The organism is Symploca atlantica LB2515, assembly GCF_052546295.1.
The window spans coordinates 3,610,813-3,633,617 of the sequence record NZ_JBQWMT010000001.1; the positions used below are offsets into that span (position 1 = coordinate 3,610,813).

18 protein-coding genes and 2 pseudogenes are annotated in these 22,805 nt (G+C 44.6%); 17 read left to right on the forward strand and 3 right to left on the reverse strand.

The window, feature by feature from the left end; genetic code table 11:
- Positions 1 to 179 precede the first annotated feature (179 nt).
- The 9 genes and pseudogenes from ACT7WV_RS15010 to ACT7WV_RS15045 all read left to right on the forward strand — a co-directional run bounded on the left by ACT7WV_RS15010 (position 180) and on the right by ACT7WV_RS15045 (position 8,406).
- Positions 180 to 635, forward strand: a complete 456-nt coding sequence (locus ACT7WV_RS15010; protein ID WP_445103650.1) for a pentapeptide repeat-containing protein — start codon at positions 180 to 182, stop codon at positions 633 to 635.
- Positions 636 to 876: 241 nt separating this feature from the next.
- Positions 877 to 1,122 carry a transposase gene (locus ACT7WV_RS15015; protein WP_445103651.1) on the forward strand — a complete coding sequence of 82 codons (246 nt, stop codon included), beginning with the start codon at positions 877 to 879 and terminating at the stop codon, positions 1,120 to 1,122.
- A pseudogene (locus ACT7WV_RS25860) lies at positions 1,100 to 1,255 on the forward strand (transposase); the annotation flags it as partial. The gene ACT7WV_RS15015 and the pseudogene ACT7WV_RS25860, both read left to right, overlap by 23 nt.
- Positions 1,256 to 1,262: 7 nt before the next feature.
- Positions 1,263 to 2,582, forward strand: a complete 1,320-nt coding sequence (locus tag ACT7WV_RS15020) for a glycosyltransferase family protein (RefSeq protein WP_445103652.1) — start codon at positions 1,263 to 1,265, stop codon at positions 2,580 to 2,582.
- A gap of 79 nt (positions 2,583 to 2,661) precedes the next feature.
- Entirely contained in the window at positions 2,662 to 3,909 is a 1,248-nt protein-coding gene (locus ACT7WV_RS15025) for a glycosyltransferase (protein WP_463424261.1), read from the forward strand.
- Positions 3,910 to 3,921: 12 nt separating this feature from the next.
- Positions 3,922 to 5,109 carry a glycosyltransferase family 4 protein gene (locus ACT7WV_RS15030; protein ID WP_445103654.1) on the forward strand — a complete coding sequence of 396 codons (1,188 nt, stop codon included), beginning with the start codon at positions 3,922 to 3,924 and terminating at the stop codon, positions 5,107 to 5,109.
- Positions 5,109 to 6,959, forward strand: a complete 1,851-nt coding sequence (locus ACT7WV_RS15035) for an ABC transporter ATP-binding protein (RefSeq protein ID WP_445103655.1) — start codon at positions 5,109 to 5,111, stop codon at positions 6,957 to 6,959. Before ACT7WV_RS15030 ends, ACT7WV_RS15035 begins: the two co-directional genes overlap by 1 nt.
- Before the next feature lie 206 nt (positions 6,960 to 7,165).
- Complete coding sequence (locus tag ACT7WV_RS15040; RefSeq protein WP_445103656.1) at positions 7,166 to 7,294, forward strand: hypothetical protein; 129 nt, start codon at positions 7,166 to 7,168, stop codon at positions 7,292 to 7,294.
- Between the two features lie 110 nt (positions 7,295 to 7,404).
- Positions 7,405 to 8,406 (forward strand): phosphotransferase, encoded by a 1,002-nt coding sequence (locus ACT7WV_RS15045; protein WP_445103657.1) that lies wholly within the window; start codon positions 7,405 to 7,407, stop codon positions 8,404 to 8,406.
- A gap of 31 nt (positions 8,407 to 8,437) precedes the next feature.
- Here ACT7WV_RS15045 and ACT7WV_RS15050 read toward each other — a convergent pair whose 3' ends face one another.
- Positions 8,438 to 10,513, reverse strand: a complete 2,076-nt coding sequence (locus ACT7WV_RS15050) for a prolyl oligopeptidase family serine peptidase (RefSeq protein ID WP_445103658.1) — start codon at positions 10,511 to 10,513, stop codon at positions 8,438 to 8,440.
- Positions 10,514 to 10,658: 145 nt separating this feature from the next.
- Here ACT7WV_RS15050 and ACT7WV_RS15055 point away from each other — a divergent pair, with 145 nt between their 5' ends.
- From ACT7WV_RS15055 to ACT7WV_RS15090, 8 genes and pseudogenes are all read left to right on the forward strand, one after another.
- The gene (locus ACT7WV_RS15055) at positions 10,659 to 10,922 is read left to right on the forward strand and encodes a chromosome partitioning protein ParB (protein ID WP_463424174.1); all 264 of its coding nucleotides are present in this window, start codon (positions 10,659 to 10,661) and stop codon (positions 10,920 to 10,922) included.
- Between the two features lie 121 nt (positions 10,923 to 11,043).
- Positions 11,044 to 11,532: a Dps family protein gene (locus ACT7WV_RS15060; protein WP_445103659.1), complete on the forward strand. Its 489-nt coding sequence runs from the start codon at positions 11,044 to 11,046 to the stop codon at positions 11,530 to 11,532.
- 83 nt (positions 11,533 to 11,615) lie between these two features.
- Positions 11,616 to 12,389 (forward strand): ZIP family metal transporter, encoded by a 774-nt coding sequence (locus ACT7WV_RS15065; protein WP_445103660.1) that lies wholly within the window; start codon positions 11,616 to 11,618, stop codon positions 12,387 to 12,389.
- A 49-nt stretch (positions 12,390 to 12,438) separates the two neighbouring features.
- Complete coding sequence (locus ACT7WV_RS15070; protein WP_445103661.1) at positions 12,439 to 13,113, forward strand: helix-turn-helix domain-containing protein; 675 nt, start codon at positions 12,439 to 12,441, stop codon at positions 13,111 to 13,113.
- Between the two features lie 84 nt (positions 13,114 to 13,197).
- Entirely contained in the window at positions 13,198 to 13,737 is a 540-nt protein-coding gene (locus ACT7WV_RS15075; protein WP_445103662.1) for a Dps family protein, read from the forward strand.
- A 771-nt stretch (positions 13,738 to 14,508) separates the two neighbouring features.
- Positions 14,509 to 16,575, forward strand: a pseudogene (locus ACT7WV_RS15080) (choice-of-anchor D domain-containing protein); the annotation flags it as partial.
- A 118-nt stretch (positions 16,576 to 16,693) separates the two neighbouring features.
- The gene (locus ACT7WV_RS15085) at positions 16,694 to 18,892 is read left to right on the forward strand and encodes a cadherin-like domain-containing protein (RefSeq protein ID WP_445103664.1); all 2,199 of its coding nucleotides are present in this window, start codon (positions 16,694 to 16,696) and stop codon (positions 18,890 to 18,892) included.
- Positions 18,893 to 19,193: 301 nt separating this feature from the next.
- A complete protein-coding gene (locus tag ACT7WV_RS15090; RefSeq protein ID WP_445103665.1) occupies positions 19,194 to 20,975 on the forward strand; it encodes a peptidoglycan-binding domain-containing protein in 1,782 nt (593 codons plus the stop codon).
- Positions 20,976 to 20,992: 17 nt separating this feature from the next.
- On the opposite strand, the gene ACT7WV_RS15095 is transcribed toward ACT7WV_RS15090, so the two are convergent.
- Together ACT7WV_RS15095 and ACT7WV_RS15100 are read right to left on the reverse strand one after the other, a co-directional pair.
- Positions 20,993 to 21,766 carry a DUF1350 family protein gene (locus ACT7WV_RS15095; RefSeq protein WP_445103666.1) on the reverse strand — a complete coding sequence of 258 codons (774 nt, stop codon included), beginning with the start codon at positions 21,764 to 21,766 and terminating at the stop codon, positions 20,993 to 20,995.
- Between the two features lie 257 nt (positions 21,767 to 22,023).
- The gene (locus ACT7WV_RS15100) at positions 22,024 to 22,668 is read right to left on the reverse strand and encodes a D-sedoheptulose-7-phosphate isomerase (protein WP_445103667.1); all 645 of its coding nucleotides are present in this window, start codon (positions 22,666 to 22,668) and stop codon (positions 22,024 to 22,026) included.
- Positions 22,669 to 22,805 lie beyond the last annotated feature (137 nt).

Genomic DNA, 22,805 nt, shown 5'->3' on the forward strand with positions numbered 1-22,805 from the left:
CCCGTCACACAACCTAACAGAACTTAGTCAGTTGAGTGACCTTTCTGGTATCACGACCCAACCTGATGACTATCACAATTGACTTGTATCGTCAATCAATATTAACTTAGGAGTGTAGTGAGATAATAGGAGTGTGAGGAAAAGAACGGAACCAACTTTGTCGATACAGGGGAAAAATTATGAAACTCAAGCTCTTAGCCACCCTAACTTTACTAGCTCCCCTAGTTTTCAGCAGCCCAGTTAAAGCTGAGAATCCGCTTCATGTACAACGTTTGTTGTCAACAGGGAGATGTTTTCAGTGTAATTTATCAGAAGCAGACCTCCGTGGCGCCCATTTGATTGGTGCTGACTTGAGAGAAGCAGATTTGCAGGGAGCAAACCTGGAAGCCGCGAATCTTGAAGGGGCTGACCTCAGAGGTGCTAATTTGGCAGGAGCTAACTTAACATCCGCTTTTGTTACTAACGCTGATATGAAGGAAGCCAATCTCAATGGAGTAAACTTCACTGAAGCTAAGATTTACGATGCTAATGTTTATGGCGCATCGATGAATGACCTTAACATTAGTGACGCCGAAATTTATAATACAGGAATTGGCATCGGTGGAGAAGATGCAGACTTCCCTGATTGGTACTAGAGAGTAATTGGAGATAATCACTCTAATAAGCTTTCAGGAAAATTGATCCATCCGAGATCGTAGGGACACAGCGCTGTGTCCCTGCATTGTAGAACCCATTTGGTATCTTTACATTCTCCGGTATAATAATCCAAGATACTGGTTATCGAATACAAACTTACTCGAATTGTGTGATTGCCCTGCACCGTTAGTTGTCGAAGGTGCTTGGCACCTTCCATAACTTGAGTTAATCTAAGAGACAATGAGCTATTCAAGCAGTTTGACAGATAAAGAGTGGGAAATTATTGAACCCCTCCTACCTAAGAAAAAAAGAACCAAACCCCCAACATGGAGCAAGAGGGAAATTTTAGATGGGGTTCTCTATCAACTCAAAAATGGTTGTAATTGGTGTGATTTGCCAAAAGATCTACCTCCCTATTCGACTGTATTTTGGCATTACAAGCAGTGGCGAGAACAAGGAATAAGTCAAAGCAAGGTGGGTTATTGAAAGAAGCAATTCTTGGATGGAGAGATGTAAAAGTTTGGTCAAGAACTTTGAAAAAACTCTTGAGAATTCTACCACCAAAATTAATCTTTGTTTTGTCCGACTGATGCTCAAAAGACTGCCAATTGTTCTATAGATCCCAAATGGGTTCTATAGAACAATTGGCAGACTTTGGTGTTGTGCAACCGCTTTCCCATGCCAAAGCCAACTGCGATTTGAATATTCCTACCTCCACCTACGCTCAGCCTCCTATCCCAGTCTTTAAGCAAAGTACGTTGAATTTCCGAAAGCTGCGGATTGTGCTGTATTCCCATGACACGATGGGACTGGGTCACAATCGGCGCAATATGCTAATTGCTCAAACACTGGCTTGCTCTCCTATACAGACTGACATTCTGATGATTAACGGGATGCAAGAAGCAAGTAACTTTCCGACACCACCCGGAGTAGATTGTTTAACGCTGCCAGCGCTCTACAAAGGAACTGATGGGCAGTATCGGTCACGGCGACTAGATATTTCGCTGGGAGATATCATTGCTCTACGGGCAAAGGTCATCCAATCCACAGTAGAGGCATTTGCCCCCGATGTGTTGATTGTCGATAACGTGCCGCGTGGGGCAGTTAGGGAGCTAGACCCAACTTTGGAGTATCTTCGTACTCAAGGACACACCCGTTGCATTTTGGGTTTGCGCGATGTCCTAGATGAACCAACCGCAGTACGTCGTGATTGGGAGCGTGCTGCCCATGAAGACGCAATCCGCAATTACTATGATGCAGTTTGGGTGTACGGAGATCCAAGGGTTTATGACTTAGCTCGTGAATATAATTTTGCCCACGATGTTGTTGCCAAATTCCGCTACACTGGCTACCTCGATCAACGTCTGCGGCTCCAGTTTGTCGATGTCGAAAGTGCTGAAATAATGACAAAACTTCAATTACCTCCTGGTGAATTGGTGTTGTGTTTGGTCGGAGGTGGACAGGATGGAGCTTTCCTAGCTGAAGCCTTTGCCCAAGCGGAGTTACCACCGAATACCAATGGAGTAATTCTGACAGGCCCATTCATGCCAGCAGAAGTGCGGCAAAACTTGCATGACGTGGCAGCTAAACAACCTCGTTTGAAAGTACTGGAGTTTGTTGCTGAACCAACTCTACTACTCAACCAAGCTGATCGGGTTATTGCCATGGGTGGTTACAACACAACTTGCGAAATACTGTCCTTTGAGAAACCAGCGTTGATTGTGCCGCGAGTGCAACCCCGACGCGAACAGTTGATTCGAGCTAAACGTTTAGCAACTCTGGGTTTGCTCGATTTACTCCATCCTGATGAGATTAATCCCCGCACCCTGACAGAATGGCTTGCCAAAGATGGTGCAGCTCCACAAATACCCGAATGCGTTGACTTAAATGGTTTAGTTCGCTTGCCTCAGTTACTAGAAGAAGTACTTGCCACAACCCATGACTAGAAGAAGTACTTGCCACAACCCATTACTCGATGCAGAAAGCTTCATGAAGGAGAAATCAAGGATGTTTTCGACTGCACCCATGCGTGTTGGCTACGTGCTGAAACGATATCCCCGCTACTCCGAAACCTTTGTAGTTAACGAGATTTTGGCTCATGAAGCAGCCGGATTAGAAATTGAGATTTTTGCGCTGCGTCCACCTGCTGAAACTCACTTTCAGAACATCATTTCTCAAGTACGCGCCCCAGTTTACTATATTCGCAAGCCAATCCAGGGCAGAGTTAGCGATTCTCTCAATAGCCTCGCACCTACAGCCGCTAGTTACTTTTGGGCAGAACTTCAGGAAGCAAGTAAGAAGATACCAGATTTTTGGACAAAACTAGCAGTTGCTCAAGGAGAAAAAGCAAGTACTGTTTACCAAGCCGCATGGTTAGCGCGTGAAGTTCGTCTCAAGAGGATTACTCATCTACACGCTCACTTTGGTACAGTAGCAACAAGTGTCGCTCGTCTCGCTTCTCACTTTGCTGGGATACCTTATACTTTCACCGCTCACGCCAAAGACATTTTCCATGAAAGTGTCGAAGCTGAAGATATGAAGCGGAAGCTGAGCGATGCAGCAACTGTAATCACAGTGAGTGACTACAATCTTGAGTATTTGCAACAGACTTACGGTACTGCCGCAGCTCACGTCCAGCGAATTTACAATGGCTTAGACTTAACACAATTTTCTTACAAGTCGCCCCTGCATCGCCCACCACAAATTATTTCAGTTGGTCGGCTAATTGAGAAAAAAGGCGTTCCTATCTTAATTGATGCCTGTGCCATTCTTGCCAGTCGGGGCTGTAATTTTAGCTGTAAAATCATCGGCAGTGGTTCACTTGAACCGTCCTTACGAGAGCAAATTCAACAACTTGGCTTGCAATCCATTGTTGAAATTATTGGTTCCCGTCCTCAAAATGAGGTGTTTGAGCAGGTTCAGAAAGCTGCCGTTTTTGCTGCACCTTACGTGATTGGCAGAGATGGCAACCGCGACGGCTTGCCCACAGTTCTGCTGGAATCGATGGCGCTAGGCACTCCCTGCGTTTCTACAGACGTGACAGGCATCCCGGAAGTGGTGCGTGATGAAGAAACAGGATTGATGGTAGCGCAACATGATCCAAAAGCATTGGCAGATGGACTCGAAGGCTTGCTCACTGATTCAACCTTACGGGTGCGACTAGCAACCCAAGCACGGCAACTGATTGAATCAGAGTTCGATATTCACCGGAATACAGCCTCAGTGCGCAGCCTCTTCCGTACTGCAAATCGAGCGGAACTGAAAGCCCTTTAGGAGGTGTAAAAGATGCGAATTGCTTATATTTGTGCCGATCCAGGTGTCCCCGTTTTTGGTCAGAAGGGTTGCTCGATCCATGTTCAGGAAGTAATTCGTTCGTTGCTACGGCAAGGCGCTCAAGTTGAACTGTTTGCCACACGATTAGGAGGCGATCCACCTGCTGGGTTGGAGACGGTGGCAGTTCACGAACTTCCAGCTATCCCCAAAGGAGAGCAAGCTGTCCGCGAACAAGCGGCTTTATCGGCTAACCTCGATCTGCGTTTGGCACTGGAACGGGAAGCACCCTTTGACCTGGTTTATGAGCGTTACTCCCTCTGGAGTTTCACGGCAATGGAGTATGCGCGATCTGTTGGCATAACAGGACTGTTAGAGGTGAATGCACCCTTAATTGAAGAGCAGGAAAAGTATCGAGGTTTAAGCGATCGCACTAGTGCCGAACGAGTAGCCAAAGGAGTCTTTAGTACAGCAACGGCTCTCATCGCTGTTTCTGAGGAAATCAAGACCTATTTAAAGGGTTATCCAGGAGTTGGTCAACGGGTGCATGTCATCCCGAATGGCGTTAACCCCGATCGCTTTCCCAGTAATATTACACCCTCTTTGCCTGCCAGTCCTGGAACATTTACTGTTGGATTTGTTGGTACTCTGAAACCTTGGCATGGACTGCCCGTTTTAGTTAAAGCGTTTGACCGACTTTATCAGCAATGTTCTGAGACTCGACTCCTAATTGTCGGGGATGGGCCAGAACGGGAGAATTTATTGGCAGATTTATTAGCACGAGGCTTACTAAATGCAGCTTATCTTACAGGAGCCGTTGCCCCCAGTGAAATTCCTGGTTTGCTGGCTTCCATGACGGTTGCGGTTGCGCCTTATCCAGCACAAACGGACTTTTATTTTTCACCTTTGAAAGTCTACGAGTATATGGCGGCGGAACTTCCAGTTGTTGCTAGTCATATTGGACAATTGAAGTCGCTGATTGAAGATAAAACAAATGGTTTGTTAGTGCCTCCGGGTAATCCAATTGCTTTAGCTACAGCGCTCGATCGCTTACGCCAAGACTCCAATCTAGCTAATTGTTTGGGGCAAGCGGCACGAAAGACAATGAGGCAAAACCATACCTGGGATGCAGTTACCCAACGCATCCTCCATTTGGCTGGTTTTGATCGAGTATCTCAGTTGTCTGTGGGAGCGAAACGCTAATGGCAAGTGCACGCTCACTACAAAAATCCATACCCAGTCTCGGACGATTTTGGTATCACTTCAGTCCCTACATCCGCAATCAGTGGGTTTGGCTGGTTAGTTGTGCGATCGCACTTCTTGCTGATGTGATGCTGCGGCTATTAGAACCTTGGCCTCTCAAGTTTGTCTTTGACCACGTTCTCATCAATTCATCTGATGATACTATAACGGCGATTCCTTTCATCAATACACTCGATCCACTCACGCTACTAACTCTTTCAGCCTTCGGAGTTGTGGCAATTACAGGATTGCGAGCCTTAGCCTCCTACTGGAGTACGGTTGGCTTGGCTCTGGTGAGTAGTCGCGTGTTGATGGAAGTTCGCGATCGCCTTTATCGCCATCTCCAGAGCCTGTCACTCACATACTATAGCAAAGCCAGAAGCGGTGACTTGCTTGTGCGGATTAGTACCGATACGAGCAGGTTACAAGAAATTATACTGACCGCCATTCTGCCACTGTTGCTGAGTATTCTCACCCTCTTTGGCATGGTTGGGGTGATGTTTTGGCTAGATCGAGACTTAACGCTGTTGGCATTAATCACCTTTCCCTTTTTCGGGTTAGCTGCAACGCGCCTGAGCGATCGCATTAAGGATTCTTCTCGCAAACAGCGCCAGAGGGAAGGAGCCGTTGCTGCCACCCTTGCTGAGTCAATTGGGGCAATTAAACTTGTTCAGGCGCTTTCGCTTCAAGATGCCTTTGCAGGAATCTTTTCTAATCAGAACAAAAAGAGTCTAAAAGAAAGCGTTAAAACGCAGAAGTTGGCAGCTAATCTGGAACGTACCGTTGATGTTGTGATTGCGATTGGGACTGCTATCTTGCTGTGGTATGGAGCAAGGTTGGTGTTGCGCGATGCCCTTACTCCAGGCGATGTTTTAGTTTTTCTAACTTATCTTAAAAATGCCTTTAAGCCAGTGCAGAATTTTGCTAAATATACGGGACGGTTATCAAAGGCGGCAGCATCAGCCGAGCGTGTGATTGATATTTTGGAAGAAAAACCAGAGGTTTACAACTCACCCGATGCTATTCATGCTCCTCCATTTAAGGGTGCTGTGCGCTTCGATCGCGTTAGCTTTGCCTATGAACCAGGTCAAGACTTACTCAAAGAAATTAACTTAGAGGTGCAACCCGGACAACAGGTGGCGCTAGTTGGACCTTCCGGAAGTGGTAAGTCTACCCTTGTTAGCTTGCTTCTGCGTCTCTATGAGCCGATCACAGGTCGAGTGATAATTGATGATCGTGATATCCGCGAGTATACGATCGAGTCTTTGCGTCCCCAGATTAGTGTCGTACTGCAAGACAGTATCCTGTTCGCCGCAACAGTGTGGGAAAACATCGCTTATGGCGTTGCCAATGCTACCCGCGAAGATATTGAGAAGGCTGTCCGCCTTGCCAATGCTCATGAGTTCGTTGAAGCACTTCCTCAGGGATATGACACGATTTTGGGGGAACGAGGTTCAACGCTTTCTGGGGGGCAACGCCAGCGACTTGCGATCGCTCGTGCCGCCATTCGTAAAACCCCTATCCTCATTTTGGATGAACCGACTACAGGTTTAGATAAAAAGAACGAACAAGAAGTAATTGAAGCCCTTGAACGGGTTGCTCAAAACCGCACTACTTTTATCATTACCCACGACCTTAATATCGCCACTCGTGCCGATTTAATCCTCTACATGGAACATGGAGAGGTCTTGGAACAGGGGACTCATTCTGAATTGATGCAACTTCAGGGTCGATATGCTGCTCTGTACCAGATGCAGTCTGCGGTACGCGTTACTGATGACGAGGTTGAACAAATGCGCGGCAGTCCCTAATCTCAGTGAAACGGATTAGGGAAGGATAGCGCGAAAATTTGAGGATTCGATATCCGAAAAATTATCAACTCATAGTATGGTAATAATGCGAGGCATAACGTAAAGACCCGCTCAGCCGTCAAGGATGACAACCTTTACCTTTGATGGAACCAGGTGACTGGAAGCTCTTGTCTACCCTCAATCGATACAGTTAACGGCAGTATCCGATGACCAAATTCGATAAACTTGGTAACTATTTGGCTACTCGTGTAATAGCCACGGCGGTAGGAACTATCGTCGTTAGACGCAGATGGTCGGAACCTCTATCTAGTAGAGCCATCGGACTCAAAAGGTAAGTCTACCAAAAGAAGCGTCAGAAACCTTTTTCGCGAGATTAGTTATCGGAAACACTAATCTCAGTAAAGCGGATTAGTGTAGTTCATGCGATTTCAGGAGGTCGAGGGCATTGAATATTCCGGTAATCGATCCATTTAATATTGCTGCCGATCCCAAGATGCCTTTTGTGGCAGGAGCGATCGATCCGCTAAATGTACAGCAGCAATTCTTGCAATCAATACCACAAAAACTTCTAAAATTCAACTTATGTGCAATCCGCGTCATTCGACATAAACCTGGACGGCGCTGCTTAATCGAGTATGACCTGGAAATCGAAAATTCTGATGCTTCATCTCAGGTCATTACTTTAATTGGTAAAGTGCGTGCCAAAGGGACAGATATCAATAGTTACAAACTCCAGCAATCCCTCTCGAATGCAGGTTTTTCTGGTAATAGCGAAGATGGTATCTCAGTACCAGAACCAATTGCAGTGGTTCTAGAGTTCCAGATGTGGCTCCAGCGCAAAGTGCCTGGTGAAATTGCAACCAACCTATTAGCCAAACCAAGCGGAATCACTTTGGCAAAACGCATTGCTGAAGCCGCTTATAAACTTCATCAAGCCAACATCCCGCCCAAACGTCGCCATACAATGGCAGACGAACTGCTTATTTTACATGAGCGATTGCCGATAGTAGCTCAACTATACCCACACCTGCAAAAACGGTTAGAGCGAGTTTTAGAAAAATGCGATCGCCTGGGTACTGCAACTCCAGAACCCCAACTCTTGGGAATTCATCGAGACTTTTATCCAGACCAAGTGATTGTAGACGGATCTCGTCTCTACTTGCTAGACCTTGACCTTTATTGTCAAGGCAATCCAAGTTTAGATATTGGCAATTTCATTGGGCATATTACAGAGCAGAGTTTACGCACATTAGGCAGCCCAGATGCTTTGGCAGATAGTGAAGCAGCTTTAGAAGAACATTTTGTCAAGCTTTCTGGTGAAACAACTCGTGCTGCCGTGCATTCTTACACAACATTGACGCTAGTACGACACATTTATATCAGCACTCAAATTGCAGAACGTCGTCCATTTACCGAAGCATTACTAGAACTGTGCGAACTACTTTGAGTTTCTAAATTGGCTCTAAAATATGCCAAAGTTAGTTAGGCGAATTGATTTCTAGAATTCTCACCAAAAAAGCCCATTTATCAGCAATTTCTTCAATAATCTTGGCTGTCGGCTTTCCAGCACCATGCCCCGCCTTAGTCTCAATCCTAATTAACACTGGCTTCTCACCCGCGTGTGCTTCTTGCAAAGCAGCGGCATACTTGAAACTGTGGGCAGGCACAACCCGATCATCATGATCAGCAGTAGTAATCATTGTCGCCGGATACGCCGTCCCTAGTTTCAGGTTGTGCAGTGGTGAATAGGCATAGAGTGTTGGGAACTCTTCCGGATTTTCCGGTGTACCATACTCCGCAGCCCAAGCCCAGCCAATAGTAAACTTGTGGAAGCGCAACATATCCATCACGCCTACTGCTGGCAGTGCTGCACTAAACAAATCCGGGCGTTGAGTCATGCAAGCACCGACTAGTAAACCACCATTACTACCGCCACCAATCGCGAGTTTGGCAGTAGAAGTATACTTGTTTTCCATCAGCCACTCAGCAGCAGCGATAAAGTCATCAAAGACATTCTGCTTGTTCAGCTTCATACCAGCTTGGTGCCACTCTTCGCCATACTCACCGCCACCACGAAGATTAGGCACGGCATAAACACCTCCCATCTCCATCCACACGAGATTGCTAATGGAAAAACTAGGTGTTAGAGAGATATTAAAGCCACCGTATCCGTAGAGGTAAGTTGGATTATTGCCATCAAGCAGCAGTCCTTTTTTATGGGTGATGAACATTGGCACTTGTGTGCCATCTTTACTGCTATAAAAAACTTGTTTCGTCTCGTAATCATCTGAATTAAAGTCAACTTGAGGCTGCCGGAAAACGCTACTCTCATCAGTTGCTAAGTCGTAGCGGTAGATAGTTGGCGGTGTGGTGAAGCTGGTAAAACTATAGAAAGTTTCTGTGTCGTGACGCTTACCAGCAAAACCACCAACTGAACCAATTCCCGGTAACTCTACCTCCCGTACGAAAGCACCATTCAAGTCAAAAATCTTAATTGATGAGTGGGCATCTTGCAGATAATCTGCAATAAACTGATTATTAAGTAAGCCTACCCCTTCCAGGGTTTCTGCTGCTTGAGGAATAACTTCTTGCCAATTCTCTGGTGCTGGGTTGTTGATGTCGATCGCAATTACACGGCCACGAGGTGCATCTAAATCAGTGCGGAACCAGAATATTGAACCTTCGTGATCAATAAAGCTATAATTCGCCTCAAATTCGCCGATTAGTTCCACAACCGAGGCATCGGGATCTTGCAAATTTTTGTAGAACACGAGGTTCTTTGAGTCAGTTCCCAACCAAACACTAATAACTAAATATTGACCGTCTTCCGTCACGCCGCCACTGAAGCCCCACTCTTTCTGGTCTGGGCGATGATAAATTAAAATGTCTTCTGATTGTGGCGTTCCTAGTCGGTGGTAATACAGTTTCTGAAAATAGTTGACATCTTCTAACTTAGTCGTCTCATTTGGCTCATCGTAGCGGCTGTAGAAAAAACCTTGATGGTCATGAGTCCAGGATGCCCCAGAAAACTTGACCCACTTGAGATGATCCGAGAGGTCAACGCCTGTTTCTACATCCCGCACTTTCCACTCTTGCCAGTCAGAACCAGCAGTAGATAGACCGTAAGCCATGAGCTTACCATCTTCGCTAATTGCCAAGCCAGACAGGGCAACGGTGCCATCTTCTGAGAGGGTGTTGGGGTCGAGTAATAGTTTTGGTTCTGCGTCGATAGAAGTCAAGGTGTAGAGAAGGCTTTGGTTTTGCAAACCATCGTTTTTGAAATAGAAGTAACGCTTACCCTCTTGAAAAGGAACCCCAAATTTTGGGTAATTCCACAACTTAGTTACTCGCTGCTGAATTTGCTCCCGCGCTTCTATCTCACCGAGATAGCCAAAAGTAATTTTGTTTTGGGCTTCCACCCAAGCCTTGGTTTCTTCTGAGTCTGGATCTTCCAGCCATCGATAAGGATCAGCTACCTTCGTTCCGTGGTAGTCATCCACTTGGTCACCTTTGCGGCTGGATGGGTAGTCAATGGCTGGAGAAGGAGATTGCATAAAGTTGGATTTTAAGCAGCATTGTCTAGTCTAGCCCCAACTGGAGAAGTGTTCGTCTGAGTCAAAAAAACTTGCAACTTAAAGTCATAACGACTATGATTTAAAAGTAAGATTTAGAACAAAAGGAAAGCAACCAACCCAGAATATGGTGGAAGTCAGAGAAATTCCTCTAGGGCAAATTCGCCGTCCCCTACCACGAGACAACGATCAACAGAAGGTAGAGGCACTGATGGAGTCTATTGCTAAAGAGGGTTTGAAGGAACCCATCGACGTGCTAGAAGTAGATGGGCAATACTACGGCTTTTCTGGTTGCCATAGATTTGAGGCTCACCAGCGCCTTGGTAAAGAAACGATTAAATGCCGAGTTCGCCGCGCTCCTCGCTCGGTCTTACAAAGGCATTTAGCCTGAGAATTGCCGCTTCTCTACAACAACAGTTCTTCTTATTAGCTAATTACTGACGTTGAGGAAGCTTCAGGCTTACCCGATCAGGATTGTTCCTCTAGATCACTTAAAGTAACAGGAAACTACCATGCAAACTACCAGTCAAATCGCACCCGTTAATATTGGTATCGCAGAAAAAGACCGTAAAGAGATTGCCGAAGGACTTTCTCGCCTGTTAGCAGACACTTACACCCTTTACTTGAAAACTCACAACTTCCACTGGAACGTTACTGGGCCGTTGTTCAATTCTCTGCACCTAATGTTTGAACAACAATACAACGAGCTAGCCTTAGCAGTGGACGTTCTGGCGGAAAGAATTCGCACTCTAGGCTATCCTGCTCCCGGTAGCTACAGCGAATATGCTGAGTTAGCCTCCATTGAAGAAACTCGCGGCGTTCCTGAAGCGGAAGAAATGGTGCGGCTGCTAGTAGAAGCCAATGAAGCCGTAGTACGAACAGCAAGATCTGTTTTCCCAGCAGCTGAGCGCGCTCATGACGAATCCACCGCTGACTTATTAACCGAACGGATGAGCATACACGAGAAAACTGCTTGGATGTTACGCAGTAACCTGAAGTAGAAATTTCCCCCCGCTATACCTAGCTAGCGGGGGTTTTCTGGCAGCTAATGGCGAGAGAATCGGTCAAATAAGCATAAATTCAGATGAATCCTATCTTTTCCGGCTTTCTAGCTAGCTTATTGGCTGGACTTGCTACGGTTGTTGGTGCATTGCCAATATTGCTGCCTATTAATTTGACAAAAAGATTTCAGGCGATAGCTTTAGGGATGGGTGGTGGTGTCATGCTAGCAGCCACAGCCTTTTCTTTAATTATTCCAGGCAAAGAAGCAGCCCTTTCCCAGGGAGCATCTCCGATGGAGGCTGCTTTGATTATGGCTACAGGTGTTGCCTTGGGAGGAGTCTTTTTAGTGTTGACTCACAAGTATCTGCCTCATGAACACTTCTCCAAGGGGCCAGAAGGTTTTAACGCCAGTAATCTTAAACGCATTTGGTTATTTATCGCCGCCATTACCCTACACAACTTTCCTGAAGGTTTAGCCGTTGGCGTCAATTTTGGGGCTGGTAACTTAGCCGATGGTATACCTTTGGCGGTGGGTATTGGTTTACAAAACATTCCAGAAGGTTTAGTCGTTGCCTTATCTTTGGTTACTGAAAAATATGCAGTTGGCTATGCTATTTGGGTATCTTTACTCACGGGTTTGGTAGAGCCGATTGGTGGTTTGATTGGTGCCGGAGTCGTCAGTTTGGCACAATCAATTTTGCCTTGGGCAATGGCTTTTGCTGCCGGGGCAATGCTATTTGTGATTAGTGAAGAGATTATTCCTGAGTCTCATGGTAAAGGCAAGGAACAAGAAGCAACAATGGGGATTATGGCAGGTTTTGTCATCATGATGCTTTTAGATATTGGTTTGGGATAACCTAAGCTGATACGCTTGAGGGTTAAGGAGAACAACATGCCAAACCTAGATGAGTAAGTCTCCACCTGCCAATTACACTCAACTGCTGCAACAGCTAATGCAGCAGGTTAGTATTTCTAGTTTTCAGCAGCTAAGTAGCACTGCTGGCGTTTCTAAGCAGCAAATTATGCGTTTACGGCAAGGAAAAGTGTCTCAAATGCGCGTCAGTACACTGCTAAAACTTTCTGAAATACTGCAAGTGTCGCTGAGTCAGTTATTGAAAATGTTTTCTCCAGATTTTATTGCTACTAATTATTCTTTGCAGGAGGAAGAGTCATCAGCACTGACATCTTTACAGCAAGAGTATCAGCGTCTGCAACAACAGCTAGAAAAGCAGCGAGAAACTCTAAGGCAGGAGTTTCAGTTATCGAGTTTGCAAGCATTAGAATCTTGGTTGGTACAGTGGCCAACTGCTGCTTATGCGGCACAGCAGAATGAGCAGTTACCAGCAGTAAGATTGTTAGCCTTAATGCGGCCAGTCCACCAGTTACTGCAAGAATGGGGAGTGAATGCGATCGCTTCCGTTGGCTCAGAAATTCCTTTTGACCCCCAGGAACATCAACTGCTAGAGGGTACTGCTCAAGTTGGAGATATGGTGAGAGTGCGTTATGCTGGCTACCGCCTGAGAGAGAAACTTCTGTACCGTGTCCAAGTCAGTCCGATAAACAATACTCGTCAAGTCTGATTTTTTTTATCTCCCATTGGATGGATGAAGCTTCTGTATCGATTTGTTGCAATGGTTGAGGTGTAGAGTTTTAGAGAACAAACTATGAGACCTTTAAACATTGGTTTATCAGAAGAACAACGCCGAGGCGTTATTGACTTATTGCAGCACGATTTATCGGATGCTTATCTGCTATTAATTAAAACGAAAAAGTACCACTGGGATGTTGTTGGTCCTCAGTTCCGTTCACTACATCAGTTATGGGAAGAGCACTATACAGCTTTAACAGAAAATATTGATAGCATTGCTGAGCGAATTCGTGCTTTAGGGGGTTACCCTATTGGTACAGCGGCAGGTTTCCTAAAATATGCCTCTATCCAAGAGGATACTGGTAATCTTCCTAAAGCCAACGGCATGGTAAACAACTTGGTAGCAGATCATGAGCAGGTTATTCGCAATCTGCGCAACCATATCAACCAGTGTTCTGAAAAATACCACGACGAAGGCTCTGCTGACTTCCTGACGGGACTAATGGAAGAGCATGAAGAAATGGCCTGGATGCTACGTTCGTTCATTGAGGGCGAAACTATTGACCCAGATGGCAAGCTTTCGGGAGATGTTAAGGTTCCGGCTGCAGCTAGATAATTTTCACAAAATTATATTTAAAGGAGGTGGGAGTATTTCTGCCTCCTTTTTTTGCTACTTGCCCTAAGTCTTAATAGCAATATTTTTTGTTATTGACATCTGCTATGAAGTACACCAAAGGGAAGATGTCGTTATACCAAACGAATGATTATTATCGTAGGTAGCTAATACTAATTTTTGCCCAATTTAGTCCTGGATGTGCCAAGCCAATGCAGAATAGCAAGCGTCAAAAATTTAGAGATAAAAGCTTGTAGCATGTAGAGACACATTTTTAATTTTTTATTCAAGTAAATAAAGAACAGCTGCTACTACTTGGCAACATAGTTTTATTTTATTAATTAATTAAAGCTCTTTAAAAAGAGAATCTATAAATGACGTAAATCTGAAAGTATGCTAATAATTAGGACAGGGTATTTACTCGCTTAATAGTCAGTTTATTTGTTAAGATAAACTTTCAGTTTTCAATAAACCAGGGAAGTACTACCAGAAAATATATCCAAGGTTTGTTGGAGATGAATCAGCTTAGTAATAATGGGGCTGTTGCTTTCACCAATCAGGTGTTAGAAGTGATTAAATGTTCTCTCAATATCTGTAAGATATGCTCCACATTTTACAGATATTTTAGCCTTAGTTTTTGCTGGAAAATACTAAATTCATCTGGATTGAATTAGTCATTCATTGTTCAGGGGTTAGCTAGCATCTGTCAGTAGCAACTAATCCAGACCCAAAGAACAAAGAACAATAAAGAGCGAAGAATTAACGATGAACATCATTACTGTTACTTCCACTGCCAACAGTGGAACCGGTTCTCTAAGGGAGGCAGTCGCTTCTGCTCAAGATGGAGATACGATTAAATTTGACTCCAGTCTGGCAAATAAGACCATTACTCTAACTAGTGGCCAGCTCGAAATTAATCCTGGAAAAAATTTAATTATAGATGGTGAAGATGCTGCTGGATTAACTATCAGTGGCAACAATACATCACGAGTTATTTATCTTAACTCCAATCAAGACTTCCCTACCAATTTAACAGTCAAAAACCTGACCATTGCCAATGGTTATACTAACGAACGTGGAGCAGGAATTAGCACCACACACCAAGGCGAATTGAATATAGACAACGTTGAATTTAAAAACAATGTTGCTGACAAAGGTGGGGGCGCAATTTTCAGTGCGTATGAAGGCACACTAGCCGTCACCGATAGTAAATTCGACGGCAATAAAGCGATCGCCGGTAACGACGAGCGCGGTGCAGGTGCCATTGCTTTTTGGGGGCCCAAAGAATTTACGGTTACCAACAGTGAGTTTACTAACAACGAAGGAATTAACGGTGCAGCAATTAACAGCCTCAACGGTAAGTTGACCATTGAAAACTCCAAATTCATCGACAACAGTACCACTGCAGCCGTTTACGACACAGGTGAATCTAACCCCTTTTTAAGAGGCTACGGTGGTGCAATTTATGCCGATAGAGCAAGTACAGGTAGCGATGAGACATCCGGCACTATTCGTATTAGCAATAGCATCTTTGAGGGTAATCAAGGTAGAGGTGAAGGGGGAGCAGCTTATCTCTACACCGGCACCCAAGACAACGTGATCATTGAAAACAGCGCCTTTGAGAACAACCAAGTTTCGGCACTTCCTAACGGAGGAAACGCAGGAAATGGTGGTGCGGTGGTTCAGATGAACAATGGACTAAACAAAGGATTTAGCATCCTTAACAGCACATTTGCTAACAATACGGCCGCTAATCAGGGTGGTGCTTTATGGGCGATGGATGCAGACACCCAAATTACCAACAGCACTTTTTCCGGTAATGAAACACAAGGCACAACAGGTAGTAGCATCGGCGGGGCGATGGCACTCTACGGCCCTACCGATATTAAAGACAGCACAATTGCCAATAATTACGCCGGATGGGTTGGCGGCGGGGTTTCCGCTAGCAATAGTGCAGATGTAACTATCGAAGACACGATTTTTGACAATAACACCTCCGGCAATCCTTGGGGTATTCTGCAACACAGCAGCGGCAATATTGATGACTTGGGAGGCAATTTTCAGTATCTGCCTAAATCAACTAATCTTTTTAACGATAAGAATGTCACCGACAGTATTGAGACGACTGTTGATCCACAACTTGGTCCTTTGCAAGACAATGGTGGTTTGGTTAAAACTCATGCAATAGGTAATGAAGTAGTAGGAAGCGCTGGTGCTAATCTCTTGATGGATAATCTCGGCAGTGCTGGGGGAGATAATGGCGACAATTCCCAGACAGATAATCTCGGCGGCGTTGCGGGAGATAATGGCGACAATTCAGCAGAACCGCTCCCCTCTGACAGTAACGACAACCCTTTCAGCATAACTCTCACCCCAAACTCAACACTGACCACTAGCGAAGATGGAGATACAGCTAGTTTTACAGTCGTTCTCAATAGCCAACCAGTTCACCCAGTTGGTCTGATTCTCAATAGTGATGCTTCTAACGAAGGCATTGTTGACCAGGCTTTTCTCTTATTTGACCAAAACAATTGGGATAACCCGCAAGAATTCACTGTTACTGGTGTGGATGACAATTTAGCTGACGGTGAGCATTCCTATCAGATTCTCACCTACACCATCAGTGCAGACTCGAACTACAACAATCTTGATGTTGCCGATATCGTGTTAACTAATTTGGATAACGATATGACCGAGTTAGCTTCTTTCGGTGCCATGTCAAAGGAATCCCAGGGTGTTGGTTTGATGGAGAGCAACGGTTTTGCTATGGAAGATGTTCTGACAGGGACTAACTCCAGCTTCAATGATGCGAGTTTCCCTACGAATTTTGAAATCGTTTGAGCTAGAAGTAATCCTGCAAATTTGATAGGTCAAGCAGAAAACATTCGGCTAAATTAGGCATCCTTTACCAAGAGTATCAGGGTTATTTACCAACTGAAGTTACTCACAAGGATGAATCGTGGCAACTATTACAGTTACTAATAATGCCGACAATGGAGAAGGTTCCCTAAGAGAGGCAATTGGCAACGCCAAAGCGGGGGACACCATACAGTTTGACTCCAGTCTGGCTGATGAAACTATTACCCTCACCAGTCGTCAACTCCAGATTGACAAAGACTTGACTATTGATGGAGATAATGCACCTGGTCTAACTATTTCTGGAAATAAGCAGAATCGGGTCTTTTTAGTTAATCAAAAGGACTCCAACGTCGATTTCACACTGCGGAATTTGACTGTCGCTGATGGATTCATCTCCAATGACCGCGGAGGAGCAATTGAACTCAGAGGAGATGGAAGTACTTTACAGGTCGAAAATGTTGAGTTTTACAACAACGTTTCCAATGCTGGTGCTATCTCAGCCCGTGAAAACACTATCGTTACCGTCATTGACAGTATATTTGATGGCAATTACGCTGCCGAGTTTAGCCAGCTAGAAGCGGTAACTCCCACTGGTGGTGCCATTAATGTCTTACACCAAAGCAAACTTACCGTCAAGAATAGCCAGTTTACCAATAACACAGGTACTTACGGTGGAGCTGTTGGCACCCTATTTACAGAGACTATTATCGAAGACTCGACCTTTCTCAATAACGAGAGTCAGAGGTTCGGCGGCGGACTCTACGTCGATGGTGCAAGTTGGCCAGACGACCCAAAATATTTACCAGACGGTGTTGAACCTAAAGACAGCCCAGGAGGTAAGGTAATTGTTCGCAATACTCGCTTTGAAGGCAATCGTGCTCAGGGTTTTGGCGGCGGTATTGCTGTTTGGGGATACGACAAGGATTTTGTGACTATTGAAGATAGTCAAATTATCAACAATCAAGTTACTGAGACCCCAAATGGAACAGCCAAAGGCGGTGGTATGCGTTTGGGTGGCTTTATTGACATCAAAAACACTACCGTTGCTGACAATGAGTCGAAGCAAGAAGGCGGTGGCTTGTGGTACCAAGGAGAAGTCCCTGCCAACATTGATAACAGCAACTTTTCTGGTAACAAAGCCGCAGATTTGGGTGGAGCGATTTATAGTCAGCAGTGGGGTTCCGAAACTCAGATTACCGACACAACCTTTGAGGATAATCAAGCTAGTGATGGCGGTGGGGCGATTTATAAAAATCAACCTAAACCGTTTCTTAATATTGAAGATTCAACCTTCGATAATAATGGCCCCAGTGAGTTTAACGATGCTCAGAATATCTTGATTAAAGGCACTGACAACCCCAGTCCGGGTGATTCAGGCACTGACAACCCCAGTCCGGGTGATTCCGGTACTGATAACCCAGATACTGACAACCCCAGTCCGGGTGATTCCGGTACTGATAACCCTGGAAATGATAATCTGGACTCTAGCCCCGTAGCCAATCCCGATACTGCTACCACTACCCAAGAGACAGCGGTCAGCATCGAAGTCCTCGCCAACGACACCAATATTGATGCTAATCCACTCACCCTGAACCTGCTCCAAACACCTAGCAATGGTACTGTAGCACTCGATGAGAATGGTACTCCCGAAAATGTCACTGATGACTTTTTCCTGTACACACCCAATGCTAACTTCTCTGGTAGCGACCAATTTACCTACCAAATAGATAACGGTCAAGGCGGCACTGACACCGCCATTGTCACAGTAACGGTTAATCCTAGTCCAGACCCAACAGAACCGCTTCCTCCTACTGGTAAAGACGATGCGGTCGGTATCACTCTCACCCCAAACTCAGCATTGATCACTAGCGAAGATGGAGATACAGCTACTTTTACAGTAGTTCTCAACAGCCAACCAGCTCAACCAGTTGGTTTAATTCTCAACAGTGGTGCTCCCAACGAAGGTAATGTTGGCCAGGCTTTTGTTTTATTTGACCAGAATAATTGGAATAACCCCCAGGAATTTACTGTCACTGGTGCTGATGACAATTTAGCTGACGGTGATCAGTCTTATCAGATTCTCGCCTATACCATCAGTGCTGACTCGAACTATAACAATCTTGACGTTGCCGATATCATCTTGACTAACCTCGATAATGACATGGCGGAGTTGGCTTCTTTAGGAGCCCAACCGAACGAGTCTCTGGGTGTTGATTTAGTTGAGAGTGCCAGTTTTGGTGTGGAGGATGTTCTAGCTGGAACTGGCTCTAGCTTTGATGATGCGAGTTTACTCGTTTAAACTTCCACAATAGATTTTTTGAGTCTACATCGAAATACTTGAACTGGAGTCTTAATACTAAGTTGCGTCAACCTGTTAAGTTGGCTCGCTCAACAATCGAGATAGTAACTCAAAACGCAACTTAGTTTTTTACCCAATCAAAGCAACTTCATGGAGTCTTTAATCAATTGAGGAAATCCTGTACTAACTCGATAAGGGGCGTATACAGAGATCAGGATATGAGGTTTTCTGATGTCAAGAAAATATCTTTCACGGCTGTCAGAGTACTCCTTACTTCTGCTCTATCTTTCTTCCTTGACTGATGTCTGACCCTTCTACGCTTCTGTTACTGACCTGCGCTACCTGTCTAGATGGCACTTCGGGGCTTCCTGAGAAGAACAACCAAGTCTGTAATCAAACTCAGGGGCAAAGCCAGGATAATCAATCAGTAACCCAATCATCACCATGTATTAGTCCTCCAGAAACTCTGGCAATGTCCCCAGAGTCTCGTTCGAGTGGTCTAAAAAGCCTTAAGGCAAAGCTGTTAACTACTTTTAAGTTTGCCCCACGCCCTGCCCCACCTGAGTTATTTGCTAGTGTGTCAGCGGCCGCTGTTAGCGCACAGGCTAGTCCTCCATCAACTACTGCTTCGTTTTTTTATTTGGGCAGCCAAGGCGAAGCTGTGACTAAACTACAAACCAGACTGAAGCAGTTAGGGTACTACTCAGGAGTAATTAATGGAGTATACGATCAGCCAACTTTAGCTGCTGTGTCTAAATTTCAGCAAGCACAAGGTTTAAAGATAGATGGCATCACCGGCCCTTTAACCTGGGCAAAGTTGGAAACCTTATCGACTAAATCCTTACCCACAGCAAAGGAAACAAAAGAATCTCAAGAAAAAACTGATTCTCTTACCCCGGCTGGTAAGAGTCCTCAAGCACGCCCTGGGGTGGGTGATTACACTGAGCAATTTAGCGTCAAATTTCACCCGGAATATCTGTGGCTGTTGGGTTGGGCTGTATGTTGTGCCAGTGGTTATGTTGTGATCTTCAAACCCTCTGGCTATAATTTGACTGGTTTCAAGGGCATCAATTCTTACTTCAACAGTAAAAACGGTGCATTTGCTAGTACTGATCAAGCGGACAGGGAATACTTAGATCTTGATGAACCTGTAGCAATTCCTGCTCAAGGAGAAGACTTTGACCAGGCGGCGAAGGAAAATCAGGTAGTAACTAGTACTAAGCAACGAGAGATAGAGACTCTTCCCTTAGCAAGCGGACCATATTGTTTGCTTCAGGGTAATTCCGAGGACAAAAATTATCTCCTCTGGAGAAATTTGTACAGTGGTAGCGCAAAAATCTTTGAGGTTGGTACAGACAGCAACCATCAAACAGCTACTCTAAATAATACACCAAAGTTTGGATATTTCCTTCCTGCTGATTCAATAATTGAAACTTACCCAGAGACTCAAGATATTCTCGCATTTTTCAATAACAATACTTTAAAAGATATTTGTGACCTTGCTAATTATCAAAATAGCAAGACCAAGTCAGGGGATCGCACACACCCGATGCTGAGCAACTCATGCTTGTTCAACAGTGGCGTTAATCTTTGGCAAGACATCTTTGAAGAGGGGGCAGTGCCTGCCATTAGCCTGGAATTTCCCGACCGATTTTTGGTGCCGTTGGCTGCTACAGGGGATTCGGTTGAATCTGAGCCTTTGTTGAGCCGATCATCTGAACTAACTAAATATACTCAATCAGAGTACCAAGAAAGTAACGCCATGATCAATCAAAATGGCAATGGGAAAAAGCCAGATGTTGCCCCTAACAGCAAATTTATTGATCAAGATGACCCTGGGGAAACTGTAGTGGGTACTCTCCCGACTACTAATAACAAAACTGGGGAAACCTACGTTTACTCATTAATTGATGATGCCGGAGGGCGCTTCATCCTTAAAGGGAACCAATTGCTTATTGCCAATCAGTCTTTAGTCAATGCTCAAAGTACCACAAGTTACTCTTTCACTGTGCGTCGTACTGATAATCATGGTTCGTCTGTTGACAAATCATTCAAGGTTGATCTTGTAGCATCCAGTAATTGATTTTTATCTGTAACTTTTTAGACTGTTGTTAAAGGATTCAACCAGCGAGTAATTTCTATTTTAAGTTGGTTTAAATCACGATTAAATCCCTGCCTCACCCATTGACCAACTGCGTCTAAGGGAGTAAACACTTCTCCCGTTTTCCAATTAATATCTTGCCTGACTGGTGTTAAATGATTGCCTGGTAGCTTCTGAAGGCAAACCATCCCTGGAAAGCGCTGTTGCAAAATTTCAGTCAAGCTAATAGTTTGATCAATCTCGTCGTCAGTAAATTTGATTAGTAAATTGCGGCGAACTTTGTAGGACGTAGTAATGAGTTCGTTGGTTTGTAGCGGCGATGGTGTAAATTCAACATCGAATATCTGAGACATGTTTAGCTGTTCCATTAGAGGAATAGCACGTTGAGCTGGGTAGTTATTGAAAGAAATCAAAATATTACCAGCACGTTCGACATTAAACAAGCTGCCTATTAAAAGATGAAGTTTGCAACCCATGCTGTGTCCTACGCCGTAAATCGGTAGGTAGCGTTTGCTTAAAGCACCTGTTGTCTGTAGGCGGTCTAAGGTAGTCTCAAAACGATTGAGGACATCTCGCGCGATCGCAGTGTGGTCTAAGGTAGTGATAAAAGGCGTTGCAATTACCACATACCGCTGACGTGCTAATTCTTCTATCAGCCATCGGTAAGTCACTTGAGGGGCTGTGGCAATAAAAGCCCCTCCCAGGAAATGCACAATTCCTGTGGGACGCGATGGAATTACTACCCAATTGCCGTAGATTTCTTGCCAGTCCATGCCATGCTCAGCTTGATTGCTTTACTTCAATAAGTGTAACTAGTTTTAACTTAAAAATAATCTGGGTAGGTTAGTATTCCCTAATTTTAGTAAAAGTTAAGCCAAGGTCGAAGTAATGAGTTGGAAATCTCTGCCTTGACCTTGGCTGGTTGAGTATTCTTTAGCTTGTCCGATCCAAATCAGCATTTGATAGTCGGGTATGAACTCTTAAGCAGAGTGCCAATCCCTAACTCAAGATTTTATCGCCTACTTGAGTACTAACTGGATGCTAATGTGCGACTTTCCAACGGGGTTTTCTCAGCAAGAAAAGAATGAACGAGATCCCAGAGAATGTGATACAGGGGAAGATGAACTTCCTGAACTCTGTGAATGTTGCGATCGCTAGCCGCTTCCACAATAAACGAAAAATCAATCTTGCAGTTGCTTGCTATTTTGCCACCATCACAACCTAACAGCGCAATCGTGATTAAACCATTTTCCTTAGCCCAATCAAAGGCTTTAATCAAATTAAGAGAATTACCACTAGTTGAGATACCAATAAAAATATCGTTAAGCTTAGCCTGATTTGCTAACTGGCGCACAAATACCTCTTCTAAACCAACATCATTAATTAATGCTGTCAGTAAAGCTGGATTCGCAGTCAAATCCACTGCTTCAAATGCAGTTAATTCTTCAATAATAGGGTGAGTAAACTCTACAGCAATATGGGCGCTGTCGCAGGACGAACCACCATTACCAGCAACCAATATTTTCCCGCCCTTCACCAGCGAGTTAGCGATTGCCGCCGCTGCTTCAACAATTTGAGGTGCATACTTCTCAAAAAATCTCTGTTGTGTCCGCCGACTTTCTGCCGCTTTATTCAAAATAGATTCTAAAGAAGCTTGATTCGCTGTTAAAGTCATTGCCTTTTTACCTACTAGGGAACATGTTAATTTTTTCTGGAGAAACCTTAATACTTAGTCAATTAAGAAGCCACATAAATATTTCAGCAAAATAAGAAATTTTTCTTTGCTAATAAATACACACATTTAATATGTAT